General features: G+C 56.7%; 17 protein-coding genes. 13 read left to right on the top strand and 4 right to left on the bottom strand.

What is annotated here, in order from left to right; genetic code table 11:
- The first annotated feature begins 6 nt into the window (after window positions 1–6).
- From gudD to ACMGGP_RS14035, 4 genes are all read left to right on the top strand, one after another.
- Window positions 7–1,338 carry a glucarate dehydratase gene (gene gudD / locus ACMGGP_RS14050; protein ID WP_498798571.1) on the top strand — a complete coding sequence of 444 codons (1,332 nt, stop codon included), beginning with the start codon at window positions 7–9 and terminating at the stop codon, window positions 1,336–1,338.
- A gap of 45 nt (window positions 1,339–1,383) precedes the next feature.
- Window positions 1,384–2,154, top strand: coding sequence for a 2-dehydro-3-deoxyglucarate aldolase (gene garL, locus ACMGGP_RS14045; RefSeq protein WP_498798570.1), 771 nt, complete (start codon window positions 1,384–1,386; stop codon window positions 2,152–2,154).
- Window positions 2,155–2,173: 19 nt separating this feature from the next.
- Complete coding sequence (gene garR, locus ACMGGP_RS14040) at window positions 2,174–3,058, top strand: 2-hydroxy-3-oxopropionate reductase (protein WP_010248583.1); 885 nt, start codon at window positions 2,174–2,176, stop codon at window positions 3,056–3,058.
- Window positions 3,059–3,133: 75 nt separating this feature from the next.
- Complete coding sequence (locus ACMGGP_RS14035; protein ID WP_033758769.1) at window positions 3,134–4,273, top strand: glycerate kinase; 1,140 nt, start codon at window positions 3,134–3,136, stop codon at window positions 4,271–4,273.
- Between the two features lie 54 nt (window positions 4,274–4,327).
- On the opposite strand, the gene barA is transcribed toward ACMGGP_RS14035, so the two are convergent.
- Window positions 4,328–7,057, bottom strand: coding sequence for a two-component sensor histidine kinase BarA (barA, locus tag ACMGGP_RS14030; protein WP_010248580.1), 2,730 nt, complete (start codon window positions 7,055–7,057; stop codon window positions 4,328–4,330).
- A 94-nt stretch (window positions 7,058–7,151) separates the two neighbouring features.
- On the opposite strand from barA, the gene rlmD reads away from it, so the two are divergent.
- From rlmD to queE, 6 genes are all read left to right on the top strand, one after another.
- On the top strand, window positions 7,152–8,468 hold the full coding sequence (gene rlmD, locus ACMGGP_RS14025; protein ID WP_498798569.1) for a 23S rRNA (uracil(1939)-C(5))-methyltransferase RlmD: 1,317 nt from the start codon (window positions 7,152–7,154) through the stop codon (window positions 8,466–8,468).
- A 29-nt stretch (window positions 8,469–8,497) separates the two neighbouring features.
- Window positions 8,498–10,729 (top strand): GTP diphosphokinase, encoded by a 2,232-nt coding sequence (gene relA / locus ACMGGP_RS14020; RefSeq protein WP_010248576.1) that lies wholly within the window; start codon window positions 8,498–8,500, stop codon window positions 10,727–10,729.
- Window positions 10,730–10,887: 158 nt separating this feature from the next.
- On the top strand, window positions 10,888–11,676 hold the full coding sequence (gene mazG / locus ACMGGP_RS14015) for a nucleoside triphosphate pyrophosphohydrolase (protein ID WP_010248574.1): 789 nt from the start codon (window positions 10,888–10,890) through the stop codon (window positions 11,674–11,676).
- A gap of 229 nt (window positions 11,677–11,905) precedes the next feature.
- Complete coding sequence (pyrG, locus tag ACMGGP_RS14010; protein ID WP_010248572.1) at window positions 11,906–13,543, top strand: glutamine hydrolyzing CTP synthase; 1,638 nt, start codon at window positions 11,906–11,908, stop codon at window positions 13,541–13,543.
- A gap of 76 nt (window positions 13,544–13,619) precedes the next feature.
- Window positions 13,620–14,915, top strand: a complete 1,296-nt coding sequence (gene eno / locus ACMGGP_RS14005; protein WP_010248571.1) for a phosphopyruvate hydratase — start codon at window positions 13,620–13,622, stop codon at window positions 14,913–14,915.
- 400 nt (window positions 14,916–15,315) lie between these two features.
- Window positions 15,316–15,987, top strand: coding sequence for a 7-carboxy-7-deazaguanine synthase QueE (queE, locus tag ACMGGP_RS14000; protein WP_010248569.1), 672 nt, complete (start codon window positions 15,316–15,318; stop codon window positions 15,985–15,987).
- A 109-nt stretch (window positions 15,988–16,096) separates the two neighbouring features.
- On the opposite strand, the gene queD is transcribed toward queE, so the two are convergent.
- On the bottom strand, window positions 16,097–16,456 hold the full coding sequence (gene queD / locus ACMGGP_RS13995) for a 6-carboxytetrahydropterin synthase QueD (RefSeq protein WP_498798568.1): 360 nt from the start codon (window positions 16,454–16,456) through the stop codon (window positions 16,097–16,099).
- 299 nt (window positions 16,457–16,755) lie between these two features.
- On the opposite strand from queD, the gene cysJ reads away from it, so the two are divergent.
- Genes cysJ through ACMGGP_RS13980 form a run of 3 tightly spaced genes read left to right on the top strand, consistent with a single transcriptional unit; the run spans window position 16,756 to window position 21,019 of the window.
- On the top strand, window positions 16,756–18,567 hold the full coding sequence (cysJ, locus tag ACMGGP_RS13990; protein WP_022623799.1) for an NADPH-dependent assimilatory sulfite reductase flavoprotein subunit: 1,812 nt from the start codon (window positions 16,756–16,758) through the stop codon (window positions 18,565–18,567).
- Window positions 18,567–20,288, top strand: coding sequence for an assimilatory sulfite reductase (NADPH) hemoprotein subunit (cysI, locus tag ACMGGP_RS13985; RefSeq protein WP_022623798.1), 1,722 nt, complete (start codon window positions 18,567–18,569; stop codon window positions 20,286–20,288). Before cysJ ends, cysI begins: the two co-directional genes overlap by 1 nt.
- Window positions 20,285–21,019 carry a phosphoadenylyl-sulfate reductase gene (locus ACMGGP_RS13980; RefSeq protein ID WP_010248562.1) on the top strand — a complete coding sequence of 245 codons (735 nt, stop codon included), beginning with the start codon at window positions 20,285–20,287 and terminating at the stop codon, window positions 21,017–21,019. The genes cysI and ACMGGP_RS13980 overlap by 4 nt, the downstream gene beginning before the upstream one ends.
- Window positions 21,020–21,079: 60 nt before the next feature.
- On the opposite strand, the gene ACMGGP_RS13975 is transcribed toward ACMGGP_RS13980, so the two are convergent.
- Window positions 21,080–21,364: a YciI family protein gene (locus ACMGGP_RS13975; RefSeq protein ID WP_010248560.1), complete on the bottom strand. Its 285-nt coding sequence runs from the start codon at window positions 21,362–21,364 to the stop codon at window positions 21,080–21,082.
- A 9-nt stretch (window positions 21,365–21,373) separates the two neighbouring features.
- Window positions 21,374–22,387 (bottom strand): aminopeptidase, encoded by a 1,014-nt coding sequence (locus ACMGGP_RS13970; protein WP_010672132.1) that lies wholly within the window; start codon window positions 22,385–22,387, stop codon window positions 21,374–21,376.
- Window positions 22,388–22,543: the final 156 nt, after the last annotated feature.

Genomic DNA, 22,543 nt, shown 5'->3' with positions numbered 1-22,543 from the left:
CAGGAGATGAGTTCAACACCGAAAGTCACCGCCATGCAGGTTATTCCGGTCGCAGGCTACGACAGCATGCTGCTGAACCTCAGCGGCGCTCACTCGCCATTCTTTACCCGCAACATTGTGATTATCAAAGATAACGCCGGACACACCGGCGTCGGCGAAATCCCGGGCGGCGAAAAAATCCGCCAGACGCTGGAAGATGCAGCGTCGCTGGTGATTGGCAAAACCGTGGGCGAATACAAAAACATTCTCAGCCTGGTGCGCAGCACCTTCGCCGACCGCGATGCCAGCGGGCGCGGCACCCAGACCTTCGATCTGCGCACCACTATTCATGTGGTGACCGGCATTGAAGCGGCGCTGCTCGACCTGCTGGGTCAGCATCTGGAGGTTAATGTGGCCTCGCTGCTGGGCGACGGACAGCAGCGCGACCGCGTTGAGATGCTCGGTTATCTCTTCTACATCGGCGACCGCCGCAAAACGTCCCTCTCTTACCAGAGCCAGGAGAGCGATCCCTGCGACTGGTATCGCCTGCGCCACGAAGAAGCGCTAACCCCGGAGACGGTGGTGCGGCTGGCGGAAGCGGCGTATGAGAAATATGGTTTCAACGATTTCAAACTCAAAGGCGGCGTACTGCGCGGCGGCGAAGAGGCCGAAGCGGTCACAGCGCTGGCTAAGCGTTTTCCTGAAGCCCGTATCACCCTTGATCCCAACGGGGCCTGGTCGCTCAACGAGGCGATCATGCTCGGCAAACATCTCAAAGATGTGCTCGCCTACGCAGAAGATCCCTGTGGCGCGGAGCAGGGTTACTCCGGCCGTGAAGTGATGGCGGAGTTCCGCCGCGCCACCGGCATGCCAACCGCCACCAATATGATCGCCACCGACTGGCGTCAGATGGGCCATACCCTGTCGCTGCAGTCGGTGGACATTCCGCTGGCGGATCCGCACTTCTGGACCATGCAGGGTTCGGTGCGGGTAGCACAGATGTGTCACGACTTCGGCCTGACATGGGGCTCGCACTCCAATAACCACTTCGACATTTCGCTGGCGATGTTCACCCACGTCGCCGCTGCCGCGCCGGGCGCGATCACCGCCATTGATACCCACTGGATCTGGCAGGAGGGCAATCAGCGCCTGACCAAAGAGCCATTCCAGATCAAAGGCGGCATGGTGCAGGTACCGCAGAAGCCCGGTCTCGGCGTCGAGCTGGATATGGATCAGGTGATGCAGGCCAACGCGCTCTATCAGAAGCAGGGGCTGGGCGCGCGTGACGATGCCGAAGCGATGCAATTTTTAGTACCGGGATGGACCTACGACAACAAACGTCCCTGCCTGGTACGTTAACCTTTTCGGCTTCCCACGGGGAGCCATCGTCACAGGAGTTTAACCATGAGTAATGCAGCCTGGCCAAATGGATTTCGTCGTCGTTTGTTAGCGGGTGAAACCCTGATCGGCAGCTGGTGTGCGCTTGCCAGCCCGATCTCAACCGAGATTTTAGGGCTGGCCGGTTTTGACTGGCTGGTCCTGGATGGCGAACACGCGCCCAACGATATCACCACGTTTGTGCCGCAACTGATGGCGCTTAAAGGCAGCCACAGTGCGCCCGTGGTGCGTCCGCCCTGCAACGAGCCGGTGATCATTAAGCGTCTGCTGGATATCGGGTTTAACAACTTCCTGGTGCCATTTGTCGAGACCGAAGAGGAAGCAGTGCGTGCCGTCGCTTCAACGCGCTATCCGCCAGCCGGCATTCGCGGTGTCTCAGTTTCGCATCGCAGCAACATGTACGGCACCCTGCCGGATTACAACAGCACCATCAATGACAACGTCACGGTGCTGGTGCAGATCGAAACCCAGCAGGCGGTCGACAACATTGACGCCATCGCGGCGGTTGACGGTGTCGACGGTATTTTTGTCGGGCCGGGCGATCTCTCTGCTGCGCTGGGCTATCTCGGTCAGCCTGCGCATCCTGAAGTGCTGAAAGTGATTAAACACCTTTTTGAACGCGCCAAAGCCGCCGGTAAGCCGAGCGGCATTCTGGCACCGGTGGAAGCGGACGCGCGTCGTTATCTGGAGTGGGGTGCCACTTTTGTCGCCGTCGGCAGCGATGTCGGTATGTTCCGCAACGCCTCTCAGGCGTTATGCGACAAATTTAAGCGCTAATCAATCAAGGGGAAACGCAATGAAAATTGGATTTATCGGCCTGGGTATTATGGGCAAACCAATGAGTAAAAATCTGGTGAAAGCCGGTTATTCGCTGGTGGTGCGCGATCATAACGCTGACAACGAAGCGGAACTGACTGAACTGGGCGCGACCGTGGCGAAATCGCCAAAAGAGGTGGCTGAGCAGTGCGATGTGGTGATTACCATGGTGCCCAACTCGCCGCAGGTCATCGAAGTCTGCCTGGGTAAAAATGGCATTATCGAAGGGGCGAAGCCAGGCCTGGTGGTCATCGACATGAGCTCAATTGCGCCGCTGGCGAGCCGTGAAGTCCACGATGCGCTGGCAGAAAAAGGGATCAAAATGCTGGATGCGCCGGTCAGTGGCGGTGAACCTAAAGCGATCGAAGGCACGCTCTCTGTGATGGTCGGCGGTGATAAAGCGGTGTTCGATACCTGCTACGACATCATGAAATCGATGGCGGGATCGGTGGTGCATACCGGCGACATCGGTGCGGGTAACGTGACTAAGCTGGCCAACCAGGTGATTGTGGCGCTGAATATTGCGGCGATGTCCGAGGCGTTATCACTGGCGACCAAAGCGGGTGTGAATCCGGATCTGGTCTATCAGGCGATTCGTGGCGGCCTGGCCGGCAGTACGGTACTGGATGCCAAAGCGCCCATGGTGATGGATCGCAACTTCAAACCCGGCTTCCGCATTGACCTGCATATCAAAGATCTGGCGAACGCGCTGGATACCTCGCACAGCATCGGCGCGCATCTGCCGCTGACGGCGGCGGTGATGGAGATGATGCAGGCGCTGCGTAACGACGGGCAGGGTAGCGCCGACCACAGCGCGCTGGCCTGCTATTATGAGAAGTTAGCGAAGGTTGAAATCGCCCGCTAAAACCCGGTGTCGGTCTCTGCGGAAACCGGACTGGTTCAGAGCCGTTTCAATTACTCAACTGCGCTCGGATTGCCTATGAAAATCGTAATCGCACCGGATTCATATAAAGAGAGTTTATCCGCCCTGGATGTGGCATCGGCGATTGAAGCGGGTTTCCGTGACATCTTTCCCGATGCGCATTACGTGAAAATACCGGTCGCCGACGGCGGTGAAGGAACGGTAGAAGCGATGGTGGCGGCGACGAAGGGAAAAATCGTCAGGCTGAAGGTGACGGGGCCGCTGGGTACAGAGGTCGACGCCTTCTATGGCCTGTCCGGCGATGAGTCCACCGCCTATATCGAAATGGCAGCGGCCAGTGGACTGGAGCGGGTGCCTGCATCGCAGCGTGACCCGCTGATAACGACCTCATTTGGCACCGGCGAGTTGATCAGACATGCGCTGGATAAGGGGGTCGGCCACATCATCATTGGTATCGGCGGCAGCGCCACCAATGATGGCGGAGCCGGCATGATGCAGGCGCTGGGCGCCCGGCTGCTGGACGACCAGGGCTGCGAGATCGGTCACGGTGGCGGTGCACTCGCCGATCTTGCCAGCATCGATATTGACGCGCTGGACACCCGCATTCATCAGTGCCGCATTGAAGTGGCCTGTGACGTCACGAATCCGCTGACGGGCAAAGAGGGTGCATCGGCCATTTTCGGCCCGCAGAAAGGGGCGACACCGGCGCTGGTGCAGCAGCTCGATCAGGCGCTGGCCCATTACGCCGCGATTATTCACCGCGATCTCGATATTGATGTGCTGCATATTCCGGGCGGCGGCGCAGCGGGCGGTATGGGGGCGGCGCTGCACGCCTTTTGTCAGGCGGAGCTGCGACGCGGCATTGAGATTGTTACTGAAGCGCTGGGGCTGGCTGAAGAGGTAAAAGATGCTGACCTGGTAATTACCGGTGAAGGGCGTATCGACAGCCAGAGTATTAATGGCAAGGTGCCGATCGGGGTCGCCAGCGTGGCAAAGCGCTTTAATAAGCCGGTGATTGGCATCGCCGGAAGTCTGACGGCCGATGTCGGCGTGGTGCATCAGCACGGGATCGATGCGGTATTCAGCGTGCTCTACAGCATCTGTACGCTGGATGAGGCTCTCGCCAGCGCCGGAAAGAATGTTGAGATGACGGCGCGTAATGTGGCAGCCACGTTAAAGCTGGCCGGGTTTAACTAACCACCAGCATTACCCGGCCACTCCACATCGGCCGGGTTTAATTCACCGCCAGCCTTATCCAATCCCTAACAGCTGGCGGGCTTCTCGGGCGACGTTCTCCATCTCATCCTGCAGCTCCAGCAGTTCCGGCTCCAGCGCAGCGATATCGCTGGCCTCCAGCAGCTCTCTTTCCAGCTGATGGCAGAGTTGCTTCATGCGCGGCACGCCGCTGTAGCTGGCACTGCCGTGCAACTTGTGAATAATCTCACGCAAGGCGTTGACCTCATTGGTCGACATAAACTGCGCCATCTTCGCATGCACTTCCGGTAAAAATTCCAGCAGCATCCGCAGCAGATCGCGCGCGAGATCGGCTTTGTTCGCCGCCTGTCGCAGCGCCAGTTGCCAGTCCAGCGTGGGTAATATTGGCAGCAGTTCCGGCACGGTGACCACCGGTGGTGGCGTATAGCGCGCCAGCAACTGTCTTAACTTGCTCTCATCAATCGGTTTGGCAAGATAGTCATTCATGCCCGCCTTGATCAATTGCTCACGCTCGCCATCAATTGCATGGGCGGTGACCGCCACAATCGGTGTACTGGCATGATGCGGCATGCTGCGGATAATTTCGCTGGCGCGAATGCCATCGATGTCCGGCATCTGAATATCCATCAGAATCACATCCAGCGACTGCTGACGTGCTTCGCGGATGGCGTGTTCGGCGCTGCTGCACAGCAGGATGTTCTGCACCTGCTCCTCCAGCAGCGCGCCAATCAGCTTGAGGTTGGCGGGATTATCATCCACCGCCATCACCGTCAGCGGCAGCCGGGGTGAAAGCGGCAGTTCACTGATCTGACGGGTATGCAGATCCAGTAACATCGGCAGGAGTCGCGTCAGGGAGATCGGTTTAGCGATGCAACCGTCGATGCCGCGTACCTTCAGTTCATCCGCCAGCAACATCATCGGGCTGGGGAGCGCCATCAGCACGTTGTCGGCCCGATCCAGCAGCGCATTAATCATGCGTTCATTGAGCAGCTCGGGCTGACTGATGTCGACCGGCATCGCCATCAGCAGCAGCGGATAGTGAGACGCTTTTAAACCCTCCAGCGTTTCGCTGTAATCGATCTGCAATGGTGTGGCGCTTAACATCTCCAGTGCTGCGCTGGCAACGTTAGCATCCGCTTCAACATAGGCAATGCGCGCATGTGACAGCGCATCCAGCACGCGTGGCATGCCGGGCGCATTGGGATTGAGATCCAGCTGCACGCGAATCACAAAGGTGGAGCCCTTGTCCGGCTGACTGCTGAAGGTGATTTCGCCGCCCATCTCCCGCACCAGTTTCTGGGTGATCACCAGCCCCAGCCCGGTGCCGCCATGACGGCGCGAAATGCTGGCGTCAGCCTGACGGAACGCCTGGAACAGCTGTGTCTGTTGCTGCTCAGAGATGCCGATGCCGCTATCTTCAACCTGAATCTCCAGCTCGACGCGCGACTGCGTAATCACCCGCTGTCCGACACGCAGGCCGATATACCCTTTCTCGGTAAACTTGATGGCGTTACCGATCAGGTTAATCAGAATCTGTTGCAGGCGCAGCGCATCGCCAATCACGTTGTCCGGCACGCTGCTGTCACACACCACCGTCAGCTCCAGCCCTTTGTCATGCGCCGACGGGGCCAGCAGCACCAGCGTTTCATCCAGTGTGGCACGCAGCGGGAAGGGGATCGCCTCCAGCATCAGTTTGCCCGCTTCCAGCTTCGAGAAATCGAGCACGTCATTGATAATACTGAGCAGGTTATTGGCTGAACGTTCAATGGTCTGCATATAGTCGCGCTGGGTGGTGCGCAGCTGGGTTTTCAGCATCTGCCGGGTAAAGCCCAGCACGCCATTTAGCGGCGTCCGCAGCTCATGCGACATATTGGCCAGAAACTCAGATTTGATACGCGCCGCTTCCTGGGCGCGTTTCTTCGCCAGATCCAGCTCAACGTTCTGAATCTCCAGCTGTTCCAGCGTCTCTCGCAGATCGTAGGTCGCCTGATCGATATTGTGCTGCATCTCTTCGTGATAGGCGGTCAGCGACATCGCCATCGCATTAATCCCGTTTTTCAGAATGCTGAGTTCACCCAGCATGTATCCCTCAACGCGGCTGTCGAGCTGGCCGCGACGGATGCGGTCAACGGTGGTGACCATATTGCGGATCGGGCCGGTGACATCACGCATCAGACGATAGGCAAACAGCATGGCCAGGCAGAGGCAGAAGAGCAGCATCAGCGTGGCGACAAACACCTCTTTATACTGCTGCAGGCGCACCGACTGCAGATCCAGTTCTATCGCCACGTAGCCCAGCGGATTTCCCGACGGCTTGGCATCTTCGTCCGGCAATTCATCCACATCGTAACGCTCGGTGGTGATCGGTGTGCGCAGAATCAATACGTTGCCGTGACGTTCCATGGAGACATCGTCGGGCAGGGCGCGGATATCATCCTGTTGCAGCAGGCTGAGGTTCTGCTTGTGATTGGAGGTGACGTAGAGCTGGTTGTGATTATCAAACACCGAGATCGCCCGGACGATGCCGGAATGGCGGCGGTGCAGCAGGCTGACCAGTTCACGCATGGCGTCACGATTGTGCCAGGTCATGCTGTATTCGCTGGAGATCGCCAGCGGTTCAATGATATTGGCTCCGGCATCGATAACCTGGCGCTGCAGTTCATTGTAGCGGTGCACCACAAAAAATGAGCTGAGCAGCAGGCCAACCATCAGCGTGGGTGCCAGAATTAAAATCATCATTCGCGCCCGCAGGCTGTATTTGGTCATAATAGTCGCCTGGCTACTCCGGCATTAACGTCCCTGTGCATGCTGTCGACAAAAACAATGCAGGTCGTTTTCGATAAAGAGAATTAATAACACTATGGCGCAATTTTACGTTGCAAAACAGCGCGTGACGACGCAACAACGGATCACCGTCACCATTGAGGCGCTCGATCCGTTCGGACAAGGGGTGGCGCGTCACAAGGGCAAAACCCTTTTTGTCGCCGGTGCCCTGCCTGGGGAACAGGCGGAGGTCATGCTGACAGAGGATAAACGTCAATTTGCCCGGGCGAAAGTGACACGACTGATTAGCCGCAGTCCGGCGCGCGTCACGCCGCGCTGCCCACATTATGAACGCTGCGGCGGCTGCCAGCAGCAGCATGCCGATGTGGCGCTGCAACAGCAGAGCAAAGCCCAGGCGCTGAGCCGGATGCTGCGCCAGGCCGCCGCACAAGACGTGGCGGTGGATGAGGTAATCGCCGTTCAGCCCTGGGGCTATCGTCGTCGCGCCCGTCTGGGGCTGCAATGGCAAAATAAGGCGCAGCGGTTGCAGATGGGCTTCCGTCAGGAAGCCAGCAACGATCTGGTTGATATTCAGCAATGCCCCATTTTAGTGCCCGAACTTGAGGCTTTACTGGTTCCATTGCATCAGTGTCTCAGTGACTTACGCGCCGTCAGGCGTCTCGGGCATGTGGAACTGGTGCTGGCAGACAACGGGCCGCTGATGATTCTGCGCCATCTTGATGCGCTGCATGCGGATGACCGTGAAAAACTGGAACAGTTTTCGCATAAGCATCAGCTGATGCTGTTCCTGGATGCGGGCGAGGAAGAGTTGAGTGCGTTAAATGAGTCGACGCCGTTTTATCAATCTCACCAGCTTAAGCTAACCTTCAGCCCACAGGATTTTATTCAGGTTAACGATGGTGTTAATCAGCAGATGGTCGCGAAGGCAATTGCCTGGCTCGATCTGCAGCCGGAAGACCGGGTGCTGGATCTGTTTTGCGGCATGGGAAACTTCACACTTCCTATAGGAATCTTCGTACATAATGTGGTTGGTGTGGAGGGGATTGCAGCATTAGTGCGGCAGGCAGCGTATAATGCTGATTTGAATAATCTTAAAAATGTCAGTTTCTTTCAGCATAATCTGGAAGAAGAAGTGTCGCGCCAGCCGTGGGCGGCACAGGGATTTAACAAGGTATTACTCGATCCGGCACGCGCCGGGGCTGCGGGCGTAATGGCGCATGTGGTTAAACTTGCACCAGATCGCGTGGTCTATGTTTCGTGTAATCCCACCACACTCGCCCGCGACAGCCAGACATTGCTGTCGGCAGGCTACCAATTGGAAAGGGTCGCGATGCTGGATATGTTCCCACATACCCGTCATCTCGAATCCATGGTGCTGTTCAGAAAAACATAAGCGATGTATGTCGTTGTGCAGGAGAGGTTATGGTTGCGGTCAGAAGTGCGCATTTAAATACTGAGGGGGATTTCGCCCTCGACCAGTGGATCGCCAGTCTCGGTATTGCCAACCCGCAATCATGTCAACGTGTGGCCGAGACCTGGCGCTACTGTGAAGCGCAGACGCAGGGCCATCCTGATCAGTCGCTGCTGCTGTGGCGCGGTATTGAGATGGTTGAAATCCTCTCAATGCTCAGCATGGATATCGAAAGCCTGTGTGCGGCACTGATTTTCCCGCTGGCTAACGATGAAGTGGTGAGTGAAGAGGAGCTGGAAACCGCCGTCGGCAAAGGCATTGTTTCGCTGGTACACGGCGTGCGCGATATGGACGCCATCCGCCAGCTGAAAGCGATCCACAACGACTCCATGGCCTCTGAACAGGTGGATAACGTTCGCCGCATGCTGCTGGCGATGGTGGAAGATTTCCGCTGCGTAGTGCTGAAGCTGGCTGAACGCATCATGAACCTGCGCGAAATGAAAGATGCGCCGGAAGATGAGCGGGTACTGGCCGCCAAAGAGAGCACCAATATCTATGCGCCACTGGCCAACCGTCTCGGTATTGGTCAGCTCAAATGGGAGCTGGAAGATTACTGCTTCCGCTACCTGCATCCCGACGAATATAAGCGCATCGCCAAATTACTGCATGAGCGGCGTATTGACCGTGAGCAGTACATCGAAAACTTCGTCAGCAATCTGCGCAAAGAGATGGTCAAAGAGGGCGTGCGCGCCGAAGTCTATGGCCGTCCGAAACATATCTACAGCATCTGGCGCAAGATGCAGAAAAAATCGCTGGCCTTTGATGAGCTGTTTGACGTGCGGGCGGTGCGCATCGTCGCCGATCGCCTGCAGGATTGCTACGGTGCGCTGGGTACGGTGCATACGCTCTATCGCCATCTGCCCAGCGAGTTTGATGACTACGTCGCTAACCCCAAACCCAACGGCTACCAGTCGATTCATACGGTGGTGTTAGGGCCGCAGGGCAAAACGGTGGAGATCCAGATCCGTACCCGCCAGATGCATGAAGATGCCGAGCTGGGCGTGGCGGCGCACTGGAAATATAAAGAGGGGCCAACTTCCAGCAGCGCGCGTGGCGCGGCCGGTCATGAAGAGCGGATCGCCTGGCTGCGTAAGCTTATCAGCTGGCAGGAAGAGATGGCGGACTCCGGCGAACTGCTGGAAGAGGTCCGCAGCCAGGTGTTCGATGACCGGGTCTACGTCTTTACCCCGAAAGGCGACGTGGTGGATCTGCCCGCTGGATCGACGCCGCTCGACTTTGCCTATCATATTCACAGCGACATCGGTCACCGCTGCATCGGCGCGAAAATCGGTGGCCGTATCGTGCCGTTCACCTACCAGCTGCAGATGGGCGATCAGGTTGAAGTGATCACCCAGAAGCAGCCGAACCCGAGCCGCGACTGGCTCAATCCGAATCTGGGCTACATCACCACCAACCGTGGGCGCTCGAAGATCCACAACTGGTTCCGCAAGCAGGATCGCGACAAGAATATTATCGCCGGACGGCAGATTCTGGATAACGAACTGAATCAGCTGGATATCAGCCTGCGCGAAGCCGAAAAATTGCTGCTGCCGCGCTATAACGTGACCTCGCTTGAAGAGCTGCTCGCGGCGATTGGCGGCGGCGATATCCGTCTTAACCAGATGGTTAACTTCCTGCAGGCGAAGCTGAACAAGCCGAGCGCCGAAGAGGAAGATCGCGAAGCGCTGCGTCAGCTCACCCAGAAGTCGTACACTCCCTCTTCACGCAAAGAGAGCGGACGCGTCGTCGTGGAAGGCGTGGGCAACCTGATGCACCACATTGCCCGCTGCTGCCAGCCGATTCCGGGGGATGATATTGTCGGCTTCATCACCCAGGGGCGCGGCATCTCTATTCATCGCGCCGACTGCGACCAGCTGGCTGAACTCATTTCGCATGCGCCGGAACGTATCGTCGATGCGGTGTGGGGCGAAAGCTACTCCAGCGGCTATTCGCTGGTGGTGCGCGTGACCGCCAACGATCGCAGCGGCTTACTGCGTGACATCACCACCATTCTCGCCAACGAGAAAGTGAATGTCCTGGGCGTCTCAAGCCGCAGCGACACCAAAAAACAGCTGGCGACCATCGACATGGATATTGAGATCTACAACCATCAGGTACTGGGACGTGTCCTGGCGCGTCTGAACCAGGTCTCTGATATCATTGACGCCCGTCGCCTGCACTGATATTCAGGCAGGCACTGAGGCAACCGGCAGCTGGAGGTTGCGCAGGCGTTTTCTGCACCACCAGACACGGCCGGACGCGGTGAATAGCGTCCTGCCGTGTTGTACGCTTTGCCTCTTCGCCCGTTGCCTGTCATCTCACTAATCAAGGATCCTCCTGAATGAACGCTATTGAGCGCCTGCTTGGCATAATGAAAACCCTGCGCGATCCACAACATGGCTGTCCGTGGGATCGTGAACAGACCTTCGCCACCATCGCGCCCTATACGCTGGAAGAGACCTACGAAGTGCTGGACGCTATCCAGCGCGAAGATTTTGACGATCTGCGCGGTGAGCTGGGCGATCTGCTGTTTCAGGTGGTGTTCTATGCGCAGATGGCCAGCGAACAGGATCGCTTTAATTTTGAGGATGTCTGCCACGCAATCAGCGACAAGCTGGAGCGCCGTCATCCACACATTTTTGGCGATGCCACAGCAGAAACCAGCAGCGAAGTGCTGAAAAACTGGGAAGCGATAAAAACCGCTGAGCGGGCTGACAAAGCCCAGCATTCGGCGCTGGATGATATCCCTAAGGCACTGCCCGCACTGATGCGCGCCCACAAGATTCAGAAGCGTTGTCACAATGTCGGATTCGACTGGACCACGCTGGGGCCGGTGGTGGCTAAAGTGCATGAAGAGATTGATGAAGTGATGCACGAGGCGCAGCAGAGCGTGGTGGATGGTGAGAAGCTGGAAGAGGAGATTGGCGATCTGCTGTTCGCCACGGTTAACCTGTCGCGCCATCTGGGCAGCAAAGCGGAAACTGCGCTGCAAAAGGCCAACGACAAGTTTGAGCGCCGCTTCCGCGAAGTCGAAGCGATCATCGCTGCACAGGGGTTAAGTATGCCGGGTGCCACGCTGGAGCAGATGGAAGCCGCCTGGCAGCAGGTGAAACGGGGCGAGAAGCGCTGATTATTCCAGCGCTGTGCATAAAGTCACCGCTTTCGCTTACTCGATTCAGCCTGACGGCAACTTTGTGACGCACGTCAACATTTCATTGGCGGCTATCGGCTATGTTAGCCGCAGCAATGCGTTGGAGGATGGCGGTGATTCATCAATTGTGGCTGATAGCGGTTTCCAGTATACTGTTTTCCCGTCCTGGTTATTCCACCGTCTTTAAACCTAAACTCTCAGGTTCAGCATGACAACGAATTATATTTTTGTGACCGGCGGGGTCGTTTCCTCTCTGGGTAAAGGCATTGCCGCAGCCTCCCTCGCAGCCATTCTCGAAGCCCGTGGTCTGAACGTGACCATCATGAAGCTGGACCCGTATATCAACGTGGATCCAGGCACCATGAGCCCGACGCAGCACGGTGAAGTTTTCGTCACTGATGACGGCGCTGAAACCGATCTGGATTTGGGTCACTACGAGCGCTTCATCCGTACCAAAATGTCGCGTCGTAACAACTTCACCACTGGCCGTATCTACTCAGAAGTCCTGCGCAAAGAGCGCCGTGGCGACTATCTGGGCGCAACCATTCAGGTTATTCCGCACATCACCAACGCCATCAAAGAACGCATTATTGAAGGCGGTGAAGGTCATGATGTGGTACTGGTCGAAATCGGCGGCACGGTCGGGGATATCGAATCACTGCCGTTCCTGGAAGCGATTCGCCAGATGGCCGTTGATGTGGGCCGCGAACACACCATGTATATGCACCTGACGCTGGTGCCGTATATGGCGGCTGCCGGTGAAGTGAAAACCAAACCGACCCAGCACTCGGTGAAAGAGCTGCTGTCGATTGGTATTCAGCCAGACGTGCTGATTTGCCGTTCTGACCGTGCCGTACCGGCCAACGAACGCGCTAAAATCGCCCTGTTCTGTAACGTCCCTGAAAAAGCGGTTATCTCGCTGAAAGACGTTGATTCCATCTACAAGATTCCTGGCATGCTGAAATCGCAGGGCCTGGATGACTATATCTGCAAGCGCTTCAACCTGAATGCACCGGAAGCCAACCTGGCCGAATGGGAGCAGGTGATCTACGAAGAAGCCAATCCAGGTGGTGAAGTTACCATCGGTATGGTGGGCAAGTATGTGGAATTGCCGGATGCCTACAAGTCGGTCATCGAAGCGCTGAAACATGGCGGCCTGAAAAATCGCGTCACCGTGAACATCAAACTGATCGATTCGCAGGATGTTGAATCACGCGGTGTCGAATTACTGAAAGATCTGGATGCGATTCTGATCCCGGGTGGCTTCGGTTACCGTGGCGTGGAAGGCAAGCTGATGACCGCGCAGTATGCACGTGAAAACAACGTGCCGTACCTGGGCATCTGCCTGGGCATGCAGGTTGCGCTGATGGAGTTCGCCCGTAATGTCGCCGGGATGCCGGGCGCCAACTCCACGGAATTTGTGCCAGACTGTAAATATCCGGTGGTGGCATTAATCACCGAATGGCGTGACGAAGATGGCAACGTCGAAGTCCGCAGCGAGCAGAGCGATCTGGGCGGCACCATGCGTCTGGGCAGCCAGCAGTGTCAGTTAACGCCGGGCAGCCAGGTTCGCCAGCTCTACGGCTCTGACACTATCGTTGAGCGCCATCGCCACCGCTATGAAGTGAACAATATGCTGTTAAAGCAGATTGAAGCAGCCGGTCTGCGCGTAGCAGGTCGCTCTGGTGATGATCAACTGGTTGAGATTATCGAGATCCCGAACCATCCGTGGTTTGTGGCCTGCCAGTTCCATCCTGAGTTTACCTCGACCCCACGCGACGGCCATCCGTTGTTTGCCGGCTTTGTTAAAGCCGCACATGAGCATCAGAAGCGTTTAGCGAAGTAAGTTTCACAGGCAGCGCGCGAACTTTTCGCGCGTTGCTTGTCTTAGGATTGACTAACTTGTACTGAGGAAAATCGTAATGTCCAAAATCGTAAAAGTCATCGGTCGCGAAATTATCGACTCACGTGGTAACCCGACTGTTGAAGCTGAAGTGCATCTGGAAGGCGGTTTCGTAGGCCTGGCAGCTGCACCATCAGGTGCCTCTACCGGTTCACGCGAAGCGCTGGAACTGCGTGACGGTGACAAATCACGTTATCTGGGCAAAGGCGTAACCAAAGCCGTTGCTGCAGTAAACGGTCCGATTGCTGAAGCGGTAAAAGGCAAAGACGCGAAAGATCAGGCGAACATCGATAAGATCATGATCGACCTGGACGGTACTGAGAACAAATCTAACTTCGGTGCTAACGCCATTCTGGCTGTTTCACTGGCAGCTGCTAAAGCCGCTGCAGCCTCTAAAGGTCAGCCGCTGTATGAGCACATCGCTGAACTGAACGGCACCCCAGGCAAATACTCTATGCCACTGCCAATGATGAACATCATCAACGGCGGCGAACATGCCGACAACAACGTCGACATCCAGGAATTCATGATCCAGCCGGTTGGCGCTCCGAACCTGAAAGAAGCCATCCGTATGGGTTCTGAAGTGTTCCACAGCCTGGCAAAAGTGCTGAAAAGCAAAGGCATGAGCACTGCAGTGGGTGACGAAGGCGGCTACGCGCCTAACCTGGGTTCCAACGCCGAAGCGCTGGCTGTTATCGCTGAAGCGGTAAAAGCAGCAGGCTACGAGCTGGGCAAAGACATCACTCTGGCGATGGACTGTGCGGCATCTGAGTTCTACAAAGATGGCAAATACGTTCTGGCCGGTGAAGGCGGTAAATCGTTTACCTCTGAAGAGTTCACCCACTTCCTGGAAGATCTGACTAAACAGTATCCGATCGTTTCTATCGAAGATGGCCTGGACGAATCTGACTGGGACGGCTTCGCTTACCAGACCAAAGTACTGGGCGACAAAATCCAGCTGGTGGGTGATGACCTGTTCGTTACCAACACCAAAATCCTGAAAGAAGGTATCGATAAAGGTATCGCTAACTCCATTCTGATCAAATTCAACCAGATCGGTTCTCTGACCGAAACTCTGGCTGCGATCAAAATGGCGAAAGACGCGGGCTACACTGCCGTGATCTCTCACCGTTCAGGCGAAACCGAAGATGCGACCATCGCTGACTTGGCGGTAGGTACTGCAGCGGGCCAGATCAAAACCGGTTCAATGAGCCGTTCTGACCGTGTTGCTAAGTACAACCAGCTGATCCGTATTGAAGAAGCGCTGGGTTCTAAAGCGCCATTCAACGGTCTGAAAGAAGTTAAAGGTCAGTAATGACTGTGCGTTGATGTCGCGCTAAGTGACATCATCGGCCTCTGAAGCCCCGCCTTGTGCGGGGCTTTTTGTTGGTGGCGGTGCGCAGACGCAGATGGAAAGGCCCGATCGCCAAAGCGGCATCTCTGCCGGCCGGGTCCGCGCGATTACGCACCTCATCCCTGAGGTACGCCCGTTACCGGGACAACGTTTTGCGTTGTTCAAAAACGCTTCCGGCGTTTTTGTCCTGAGCGCGGGACGCTTTGCTCTTCGGTCCTGGCCATCCACGTTCTGAGCCTGTCAGCCGTCTGAAGCCCCTCATTTGTGTTTTGTCCGGCGCGGAGAAAAGGCACAACGCGTGGTTGAGCTGCGCGGCAAATCTGCCATAATCAGCGCCCTGTTTTTTTCAAGCGAGTCCGTAATGCAATACCCGATTAACGAAATGTTCCAGACACTGCAGGGCGAAGGTTATTACACCGGCGTGCCTGCCATTTTCATTCGTTTGCAGGGATGCCCGGTGGGCTGTAGCTGGTGCGATACCAAACACACCTGGGAAAAGCGGACAGATCGGGAAACGTCGCTGGGCGATATTTTGATCAAGACGGTGGAAAGCGACGCCTGGGGTGATGCCGACGCGGCGACCCTGGTGAGTGCCATTGCGCAGCAGGGCTGGACGGCGCGTCATGTGGTCATCACCGGTGGTGAACCGGCGATTTACGATCTGCGTCCGTTAACCACTGCGCTGGAGCAGCACGGTTTCCAGTGCCAGATTGAGACCAGCGGAACCCACGAGATTCACTGTTCTGAACGGACCTGGGTGACCGTCTCGCCGAAGGTCAACATGCGCGGCGGCTACGATGTGCTGCCCCAGGCGCTGAGCCGGGCCGATGAAATCAAGCATCCGGTGGCGCGCGAGCGTGATGTGGAAGCGCTGGATCGGCTGCTGGCAGGCATTGATGACACCAAAGCGCGTATCATCGCCCTGCAGCCAATCAGCCGCAAAGATGATGCAACCCGGCTCTGTATTGAGACCTGCATTGCCCGTAACTGGCGTCTGTCGATGCAGACCCATAAATATCTCAATATCGCCTGATCCTGATAAAGCGGCACGCAATGAGCCGTTAACCACAGGGAAGTGTTGAGCGTCAGAGGCAGGACGGAGAGAAGAGCCGCGTCGGATCGAAGGGTTCGATCCGACAGGGTTAGCCGCGGTAAACGCAGCCTGCGGTGCAGGTTTCTTTGATCATCACCGCGCTAAGCAGCGGCAGTTGCGGCTTCATCTGATCCCAGATCCATTTCGCCAGCACTTCGCTGGTGGGATTTTCCAGGCCGGGAATATTATTCAGATAGTAGTGGTCCAGCCGATTGTAGACAGGCTTAAACGCCGCCTTCAGCTCAGCAAAATCCATAACCCAGCCGGTATGCGCATCCACTTCGCCGGTAATCTCCAGACGAACCAGGAACGAATGACCGTGCAGACGGCCACATTTGTGTCCGGCCGGCACATTCGGTAGATGATGCGCGGCTTCGAACTGGAACTCTTTAAACAAGGTGGTAGACATAATGGTTCTCAGACATTAAAAAACCGCTGAATTCTACCTGATTACCGCTTTTTTCGCACCCGAACCGCACAAACCGATACTTTTCCTGCGCGTTTATACAGTGTCGTCCAGCTAATTAACTGATATATCACCGCTTTGCTTACCACTTTTAACGATTATTCCTACCTGGAAAACCATTTAGTCATTTTGGTTATTTGATATGTCGAAGGTGTATTTAATCGTTAATATACGGACCGGTAACCTACGCACTCTTCCGCCATTTTACGGTCCGGACTTCTGATACTGGAATTTTTAACGCGATGACGACTCAGGCACCTGGTTCAATGCTTCCGCTCTCCCCGGAACAACTCGCTCGCTTACAGGCGGCGACGACAGATTATTCCCCGACTCAACTGGCGTGGCTGTCAGGCTATTTCTGGGGCAGGGTGGAACAGACCCCGGGTAGCGCCGTCGCCAGCACTGCATCTGCTCCGGCTCCGGCCGAAGCGCCCGCCATTACGCTGCTTTCCGCTTCCCAGACCGGCAACGCACGTCGTCTGGCTGAGCAGTTGCGTGATGACCTGCTGGCCGCAAAGCTGAACGTAAACCTGGTGAATGCCGGTGATTACAAGTTCAAACAAATTGGCCAGGAAAAAATGCTGGTGGTTGTAACCTCCACCCAGGGCGAAGGCGAACCGCCAGAAGAGGCGGTGGCGCTGCATAAATTCCTGATGTCGAAAAAGGCACCGAAAATGGAGGGTGCCGCCTTCGCAGTGTTTGGCCTGGGCGACACCTCTTATGAATTCTTCAGTCAGGCGGGTAAAGATTTTGACAGCCGACTGGCGGAGCTGGGCGGCGAGCGTCTGCTGGATCGCGTCGATGCAGATGTTGAGTATGCGGAGCAGGCCGCCGCCTGGCGCAATGCACTGACGGAAATTCTCAAGAAACGCGTTCCCACTGAATCCCCGGCGCAGGCTGCGGCGACAGCAGCCGGCAGCGTCAACGAAGTCACCACCAGCCCCTATACTAAAGAGTCGCCGCTCAGCGCGAGTCTGGCGGTGAATCAGAAAATTACCGGACGGGACTCAGATAAAGATGTGCGCCATATCGAAATCGATCTGGGCGATTCCGGTCTGCGCTACCAGCCTGGCGATGCGCTGGGCGTCTGGTATGAGAACGACGCGGCGCTGGTCAGCGAACTGCTGGAGCTGGTCTGGCTGAAAGGCGATGAGCCGGTAGAGGTTCAGGGGAAAACCCTGCCGCTGGCGGAGGCGCTGCAGAAGCATTTCGAGCTGACGGTTAACACCGCGCAGATCGTGGCGCAGTATGCCCAGCTGTCACGCAACGCGGAGTTGCTGTCACTGGTGGATGATAAAGCCAGGCTGCAGCACTATGCGCAGCACTATCCGATTGTGGATATGGTGCGCCTGGCACCGTCCGAACTCAGCGCTGAACAGCTGACCGGACTGCTGCGACCGCTGACGCCGCGCCTCTACTCTATCGCCTCTTCGCAGGCTGAAACCGATACCGAAGTGCATATCACCGTCGGTGCCGTTCGCTTTGATATTGAAGGTCGCCAGCGCGGCGGCGGTGCATCGACCTGGCTGGCCGATCGCATCGAAGAAGAGGGCGAAGTCCGGGTCTTCATCGAACACAACGACAACTTCCGCCTGCCGGCTAATCCGGATGCGCCAGTGATCATGATTGGCCCGGGCACCGGCATCGCGCCGTTCCGCGCCTTTATGCAGCAGCGCGACAACGACGGTGCCGGCGGCAAAAACTGGCTATTCTTTGGTAATCCGCACTTCACCGACGATTTCCTCTATCAGGTGGAGTGGCAGAAATATGTGAAAGATGGTCTGCTGACTCATATCGACCTCGCCTGGTCACGCGATCAGGCAGAGAAGATTTACGTACAGGATAAGATCCGCGCGAAAGGGGCCGAAGTGTGGCGCTGGATCGAAGAGGGCGCGCATCTTTATGTCTGTGGCGACGCGAATCGTATGGCAAAAGACGTCGAGCAGGCATTGCTGGATGTGGTGGTCGAACACGGCGGAATGGATCGTGAAACGGCCGACGAATTTTTAAGTGAGCTGCGCATTGAGCGCCGTTATCAGCGAGACGTTTACTAATGAGCGATAAACACCCTGGACCGCTGGTTGTAGAAGGCAAATTAGCAGACGCTGAGCGTCTGAAGAAGCAGAGCAACTATCTGCGCGGCACCATTAAAGAAGATCTGGAAGAGGGTCTGACCGGCGGTTTTACCGGCGACAACTTCCTGCTGATTCGTTTTCACGGCATGTACCAGCAGGACGATCGCGATATTCGTGCCGAACGTGCGGAGCAGAAGCTGGAGCCGCGCCACGCCATGATGCTGCGTTGCCGGTTACCGGGCGGCATCATTACGCCGACTCAGTGGCTGGCCATCGACAAATTTGCCACCGATAAAACCATCTATGGCAGCATCCGTCTGACTAACCGTCAGACCTTCCAGTTTCACGGCATTCTGAAGAAGAACGTCAAGCCGACGCATCAGATGCTGCATGAGGTGGGGCTGGATGCGCTGGCGACCGCCAACGACGTTAACCGTAACGTGCTCTGTACGTCGAACCCGGTTGAGTCGGAGCTGCATCAGGAAGCGTATGAGTGGGCGAAGAAACTCTCTGAGCATCTGCTGCCACGCACCCGAGCCTATGCGGAGATCTGGTGGGATAAAGAAAAAGTCGCCACCACCGACGAAGAGCCGATCCTCGGTGAAACGTATCTGCCGCGTAAATTCAAAACCACCGTGGTGATCCCGCCGCATAACGACGTGGATCTGCACGCCAACGATCTGAACTTTGTCGCTGTCGCCGAGCACGGCAAGCTGGTGGGCTTTAACCTGCTGGTGGGTGGCGGGCTGTCGATTGAGCACGGTAACAAAGCGACCTATGCGCGCACCGCCAGCGAGTTTGGCTATTTCCCGGTGGAGAAGATCCTCGACGTTGCCGAGGCGGTGGTCACGACGCAGCGCGACTGGGGTAACCGTACCGACCGTAAAAACGCCAAAACCAAGTACACCCTGGAACGCGTTGGCGTCGAGACCTTTAAAGCAGAAGTTGAAAAACGGGCAGGCGTGACGTTTGAGCCGATCCGTCCTTATGAGTTCACCACCCGTGGCGATCGCATTGGCTGGATTAAAGGCATCGACAACAAATGGCACCTGACGCTGTTTATCGAAAATGGTCGCCTGCTCGACTATCCGGGCCGACCGCTGAAAAGCGGCATCGCTGAAATTGCGAAAATCCATCAGGGCGATTTCCGCCTGACCGCTAACCAGAACCTGATTGTGGCCGGCGTGCCGGAAAGCGAAAAAGCGCAGATCGAAGCAATCGCGCGCGAACATGGTCTGATGGATCACGTTACGGCACAGCGCGAAAACTCGATGGCCTGCGTGGCGTTCCCGACCTGTCCGCTGGCGATGGCAGAAGCCGAGCGCTTCCTGCCTGCCTTCGTGACCAAAGTGGAAGGGATCATGCATGCGCATGGCGTTGGCGATGAGCACATAGTGTTACGCGTTACCGGTTGTCCCAACGGCTGTGGCCGTGCCATGCTGGCTGAGCTGGGGCTGGTGGGTAAAGCGCCAGGTCGCTACAACCTGCATCTGGGTGGAAACCGCAGCGGAACGCGTATTCCCCGCATGTACCGTGAAAACATTAACGAAAGCGAAATTCTCGCCACCATTGATGAGCTGGTGGGACGCTGGGCCACTGAGCGCCAGGCCGCTGAAGGCTTTGGTGACTTCACCATCCGCGCGGGCATTGTTGCGCCGGTGCTGGACCCGGCACGCGATTTTTGGGAGGAAGCAAAATGAGTCACCCCGACCTCGCAGCACTGAATGAGATGTCCAAAGTCCAGCGTGCTATGGCGCTGGCCGCGACCAATGCGCAGCTGGAGAAGTCATCAGCGGAAGAGCGGGTCAGCTGGGCACTGGAGAATCTGCCGGGTGCCTACGTGCTCTCCTCCAGTTTCGGTATTCAGGCCGCGGTGTCGCTGCATCTGGTGACGCGTCAGCAGCCCGATATTCCGGTGATCCTGACCGACACCGGCTATCTGTTCCCGGAGACCTATCGTTTTATTGATGAGCTGGCGGACCAGCTCAATCTCAACCTTAAAGTGTTCCGCGCCGAAACCTCACCGGCCTGGCAGGAAGCGCGCTACGGCAAACTGTGGGAGCAGGGCGTCGAGGGGATTGAGAAATATAACGAGATCAACAAAGTTGAGCCGATGAATCGCGCCATTGAAACCCTGGGCGCGCAGACCTGGTTTGCCGGATTGCGGCGCGACCAGTCGGGCAGTCGGGCGAATCTGCCGGTGCTGGGCGTCCAGCGTGGCGTCTTTAAGCTGCTGCCGATTATCGACTGGGATAACCGCCAGATTCATCAGTATCTGGAACAGCATAAGCTGAAGTACCATCCGCTGTGGGATGAAGGCTATCTTTCCGTGGGCGATACCCATACCACCCGCAAGTGGGAGCCGGGTATGGCAGAAGAAGAGACGCGCTTCTTCGGCCTCAAGCGCGAGTGTGGTCTGCACGAAGGCTGACGCAGGACTTCTCTCCCCGCACACAGGGAGAGAAGTTTTTGGCTGCAGTCAGGCGGAAAGCTAAGCGCCTTTTAATCCGGCAAACGCCTCTGCTGCACGGGTCACATTCACTTTCGTCACCTCATACTCTGCCACCGTGACAAACGGATCTTCCGCTAAAATTGCATCCAGCTCTTCTCGTTCCATCTCCCTGACCAGTAACATGCCGCCCGTGCGCGGATCTTTACGTCCCGCTGCAATAAAAAAGCCCGCGTCAAAATAGCGATCCAGCCATTCGATATGGGCTGCCAGCAGCGCTTCAACTTCTTCTACCGGACGAACGTAATTCAGAAAGACCACGTACATGTCAGATCCTTACACTTTGGGGTTGGTCAGTTCACTGAGCAGCGGCAGCAGCACGCGAACGCTGTCGCGGGTTCGCAAGGTTATCTGCCCCGGCAGCCAGCGGTCGAGATAGCTCAGATTATCCAGGTCAGTCTGATGGCGGGTAACGCCATCAGGAAAGTGGGGACTACGATGACGCTGCAGCGCACCATCTTTATTACCCAGCGTCCAGTTGCTGGCGGTCACATCCAGCAGCGGAAAGCCCGCCTTGTCGAAGGCATTAAGAGCGTCAAAATCTTTACGGTTCAGCTGATGACTGGCGGCGGGAATGCCCTGCTGGCGTGCCAGTAACAGGGCTCGTTCGCTGGTCTGCTTGCGCACCGCCCGGGGCGTATTCATGCCGCTGTTAAAATAGAGATGATCGCCGGTGATCAGGCTATTCAGATCGATGACCAGCAGGGTATTCTTCTTCTCACGCGTGCTCATCCGCTCAACATAATCATCCATGCCGTGCAGATCTGCCTCTCCGGCGCTCAGCGCCACAAAGCGTATGCCGTAGTGCAGCGGTTTGCGGCTCAGCTGCTGCGCCAGCTCCAGCATCACGCCAAGACCCGATGCATTATCATCGACGCCCTGCAGGCGTAAGCCGCCCAGGTTGTGCTGGGCCTGGCTGCTATTTTGCGGCGTCCAGGTATCCAGATGTGCCACGATCAGAATCTCCTGCGGCACGCTGCCTGCACGCGCGGCAATCACCGAGGTTGCTGTGAGCTTATGCCAGCGCTGCGTGCCGTCCTCTTCCTGCCACTTATAGCCGGTCCTGAACTGGCGGGTATTGGTCTTATAACCCAGCGCGGTAAATTGCTGTTGCAGGTAGTCGGCTGCCATCAGCTCAGCCGGGCTGCCGCTCATCCGGCCAGGAAACAAGGTGGCGATGTGCCGGACCTGCTGTTCGGCAAACTGACCAGGCGGAGTGGCCAGAGCCAGCGGGGAAATGAGTGCGCCAAATAAAATTGTCGCTACCCTCAAGCGGAGGGAATAAAACATAGTGCATCCTTTTTCATTATTCGGGAGCCGTTCCGCATGGGGACCAGGGCCAGCCATGCCGCGCGCATTATATCCTTTTTGTCCCGTGACTTTGTTAGTGGAATCGGGCGCTGTCACTACCGAAAGGCGTAACGGACCATTATCGCTGGCACTTAT

The organism is Curtobacterium sp. BNK-1 (assembly GCF_048685235.1).
Classification (GTDB): Bacteria; Pseudomonadota; Gammaproteobacteria; order Enterobacterales; family Enterobacteriaceae; genus Pantoea; species Pantoea agglomerans.
This window is presented reverse-complemented; position numbering and strand designations above follow the sequence as displayed.

Coding starts and splice junctions, on each gene's coding strand:
- pyrG (WP_010248572.1), top strand. CDS start 11,906: ATGACAACGAATTATATTTTTGTGACCGGCGGGGTCGTTTCCTCTCTG.
- garL (WP_498798570.1), top strand. CDS start 1,384: ATGAGTAATGCAGCCTGGCCAAATGGATTTCGTCGTCGTTTGTTAGCG.
- rlmD (WP_498798569.1), top strand. CDS start 7,152: ATGGCGCAATTTTACGTTGCAAAACAGCGCGTGACGACGCAACAACGG.
- mazG (WP_010248574.1), top strand. CDS start 10,888: ATGAACGCTATTGAGCGCCTGCTTGGCATAATGAAAACCCTGCGCGAT.
- ACMGGP_RS13975 (WP_010248560.1), bottom strand. CDS start 21,364: ATGTACGTGGTCTTTCTGAATTACGTTCGTCCGGTAGAAGAAGTTGAA.
- queE (WP_010248569.1), top strand. CDS start 15,316: ATGCAATACCCGATTAACGAAATGTTCCAGACACTGCAGGGCGAAGGT.
- relA (WP_010248576.1), top strand. CDS start 8,498: ATGGTTGCGGTCAGAAGTGCGCATTTAAATACTGAGGGGGATTTCGCC.
- ACMGGP_RS13970 (WP_010672132.1), bottom strand. CDS start 22,387: ATGTTTTATTCCCTCCGCTTGAGGGTAGCGACAATTTTATTTGGCGCA.
- barA (WP_010248580.1), bottom strand. CDS start 7,057: ATGACCAAATACAGCCTGCGGGCGCGAATGATGATTTTAATTCTGGCA.
- queD (WP_498798568.1), bottom strand. CDS start 16,456: ATGTCTACCACCTTGTTTAAAGAGTTCCAGTTCGAAGCCGCGCATCAT.
- ACMGGP_RS14035 (WP_033758769.1), top strand. CDS start 3,134: ATGAAAATCGTAATCGCACCGGATTCATATAAAGAGAGTTTATCCGCC.
- eno (WP_010248571.1), top strand. CDS start 13,620: ATGTCCAAAATCGTAAAAGTCATCGGTCGCGAAATTATCGACTCACGT.
- gudD (WP_498798571.1), top strand. CDS start 7: ATGAGTTCAACACCGAAAGTCACCGCCATGCAGGTTATTCCGGTCGCA.
- garR (WP_010248583.1), top strand. CDS start 2,174: ATGAAAATTGGATTTATCGGCCTGGGTATTATGGGCAAACCAATGAGT.
- ACMGGP_RS13980 (WP_010248562.1), top strand. CDS start 20,285: ATGAGTCACCCCGACCTCGCAGCACTGAATGAGATGTCCAAAGTCCAG.
- cysI (WP_022623798.1), top strand. CDS start 18,567: ATGAGCGATAAACACCCTGGACCGCTGGTTGTAGAAGGCAAATTAGCA.
- cysJ (WP_022623799.1), top strand. CDS start 16,756: ATGACGACTCAGGCACCTGGTTCAATGCTTCCGCTCTCCCCGGAACAA.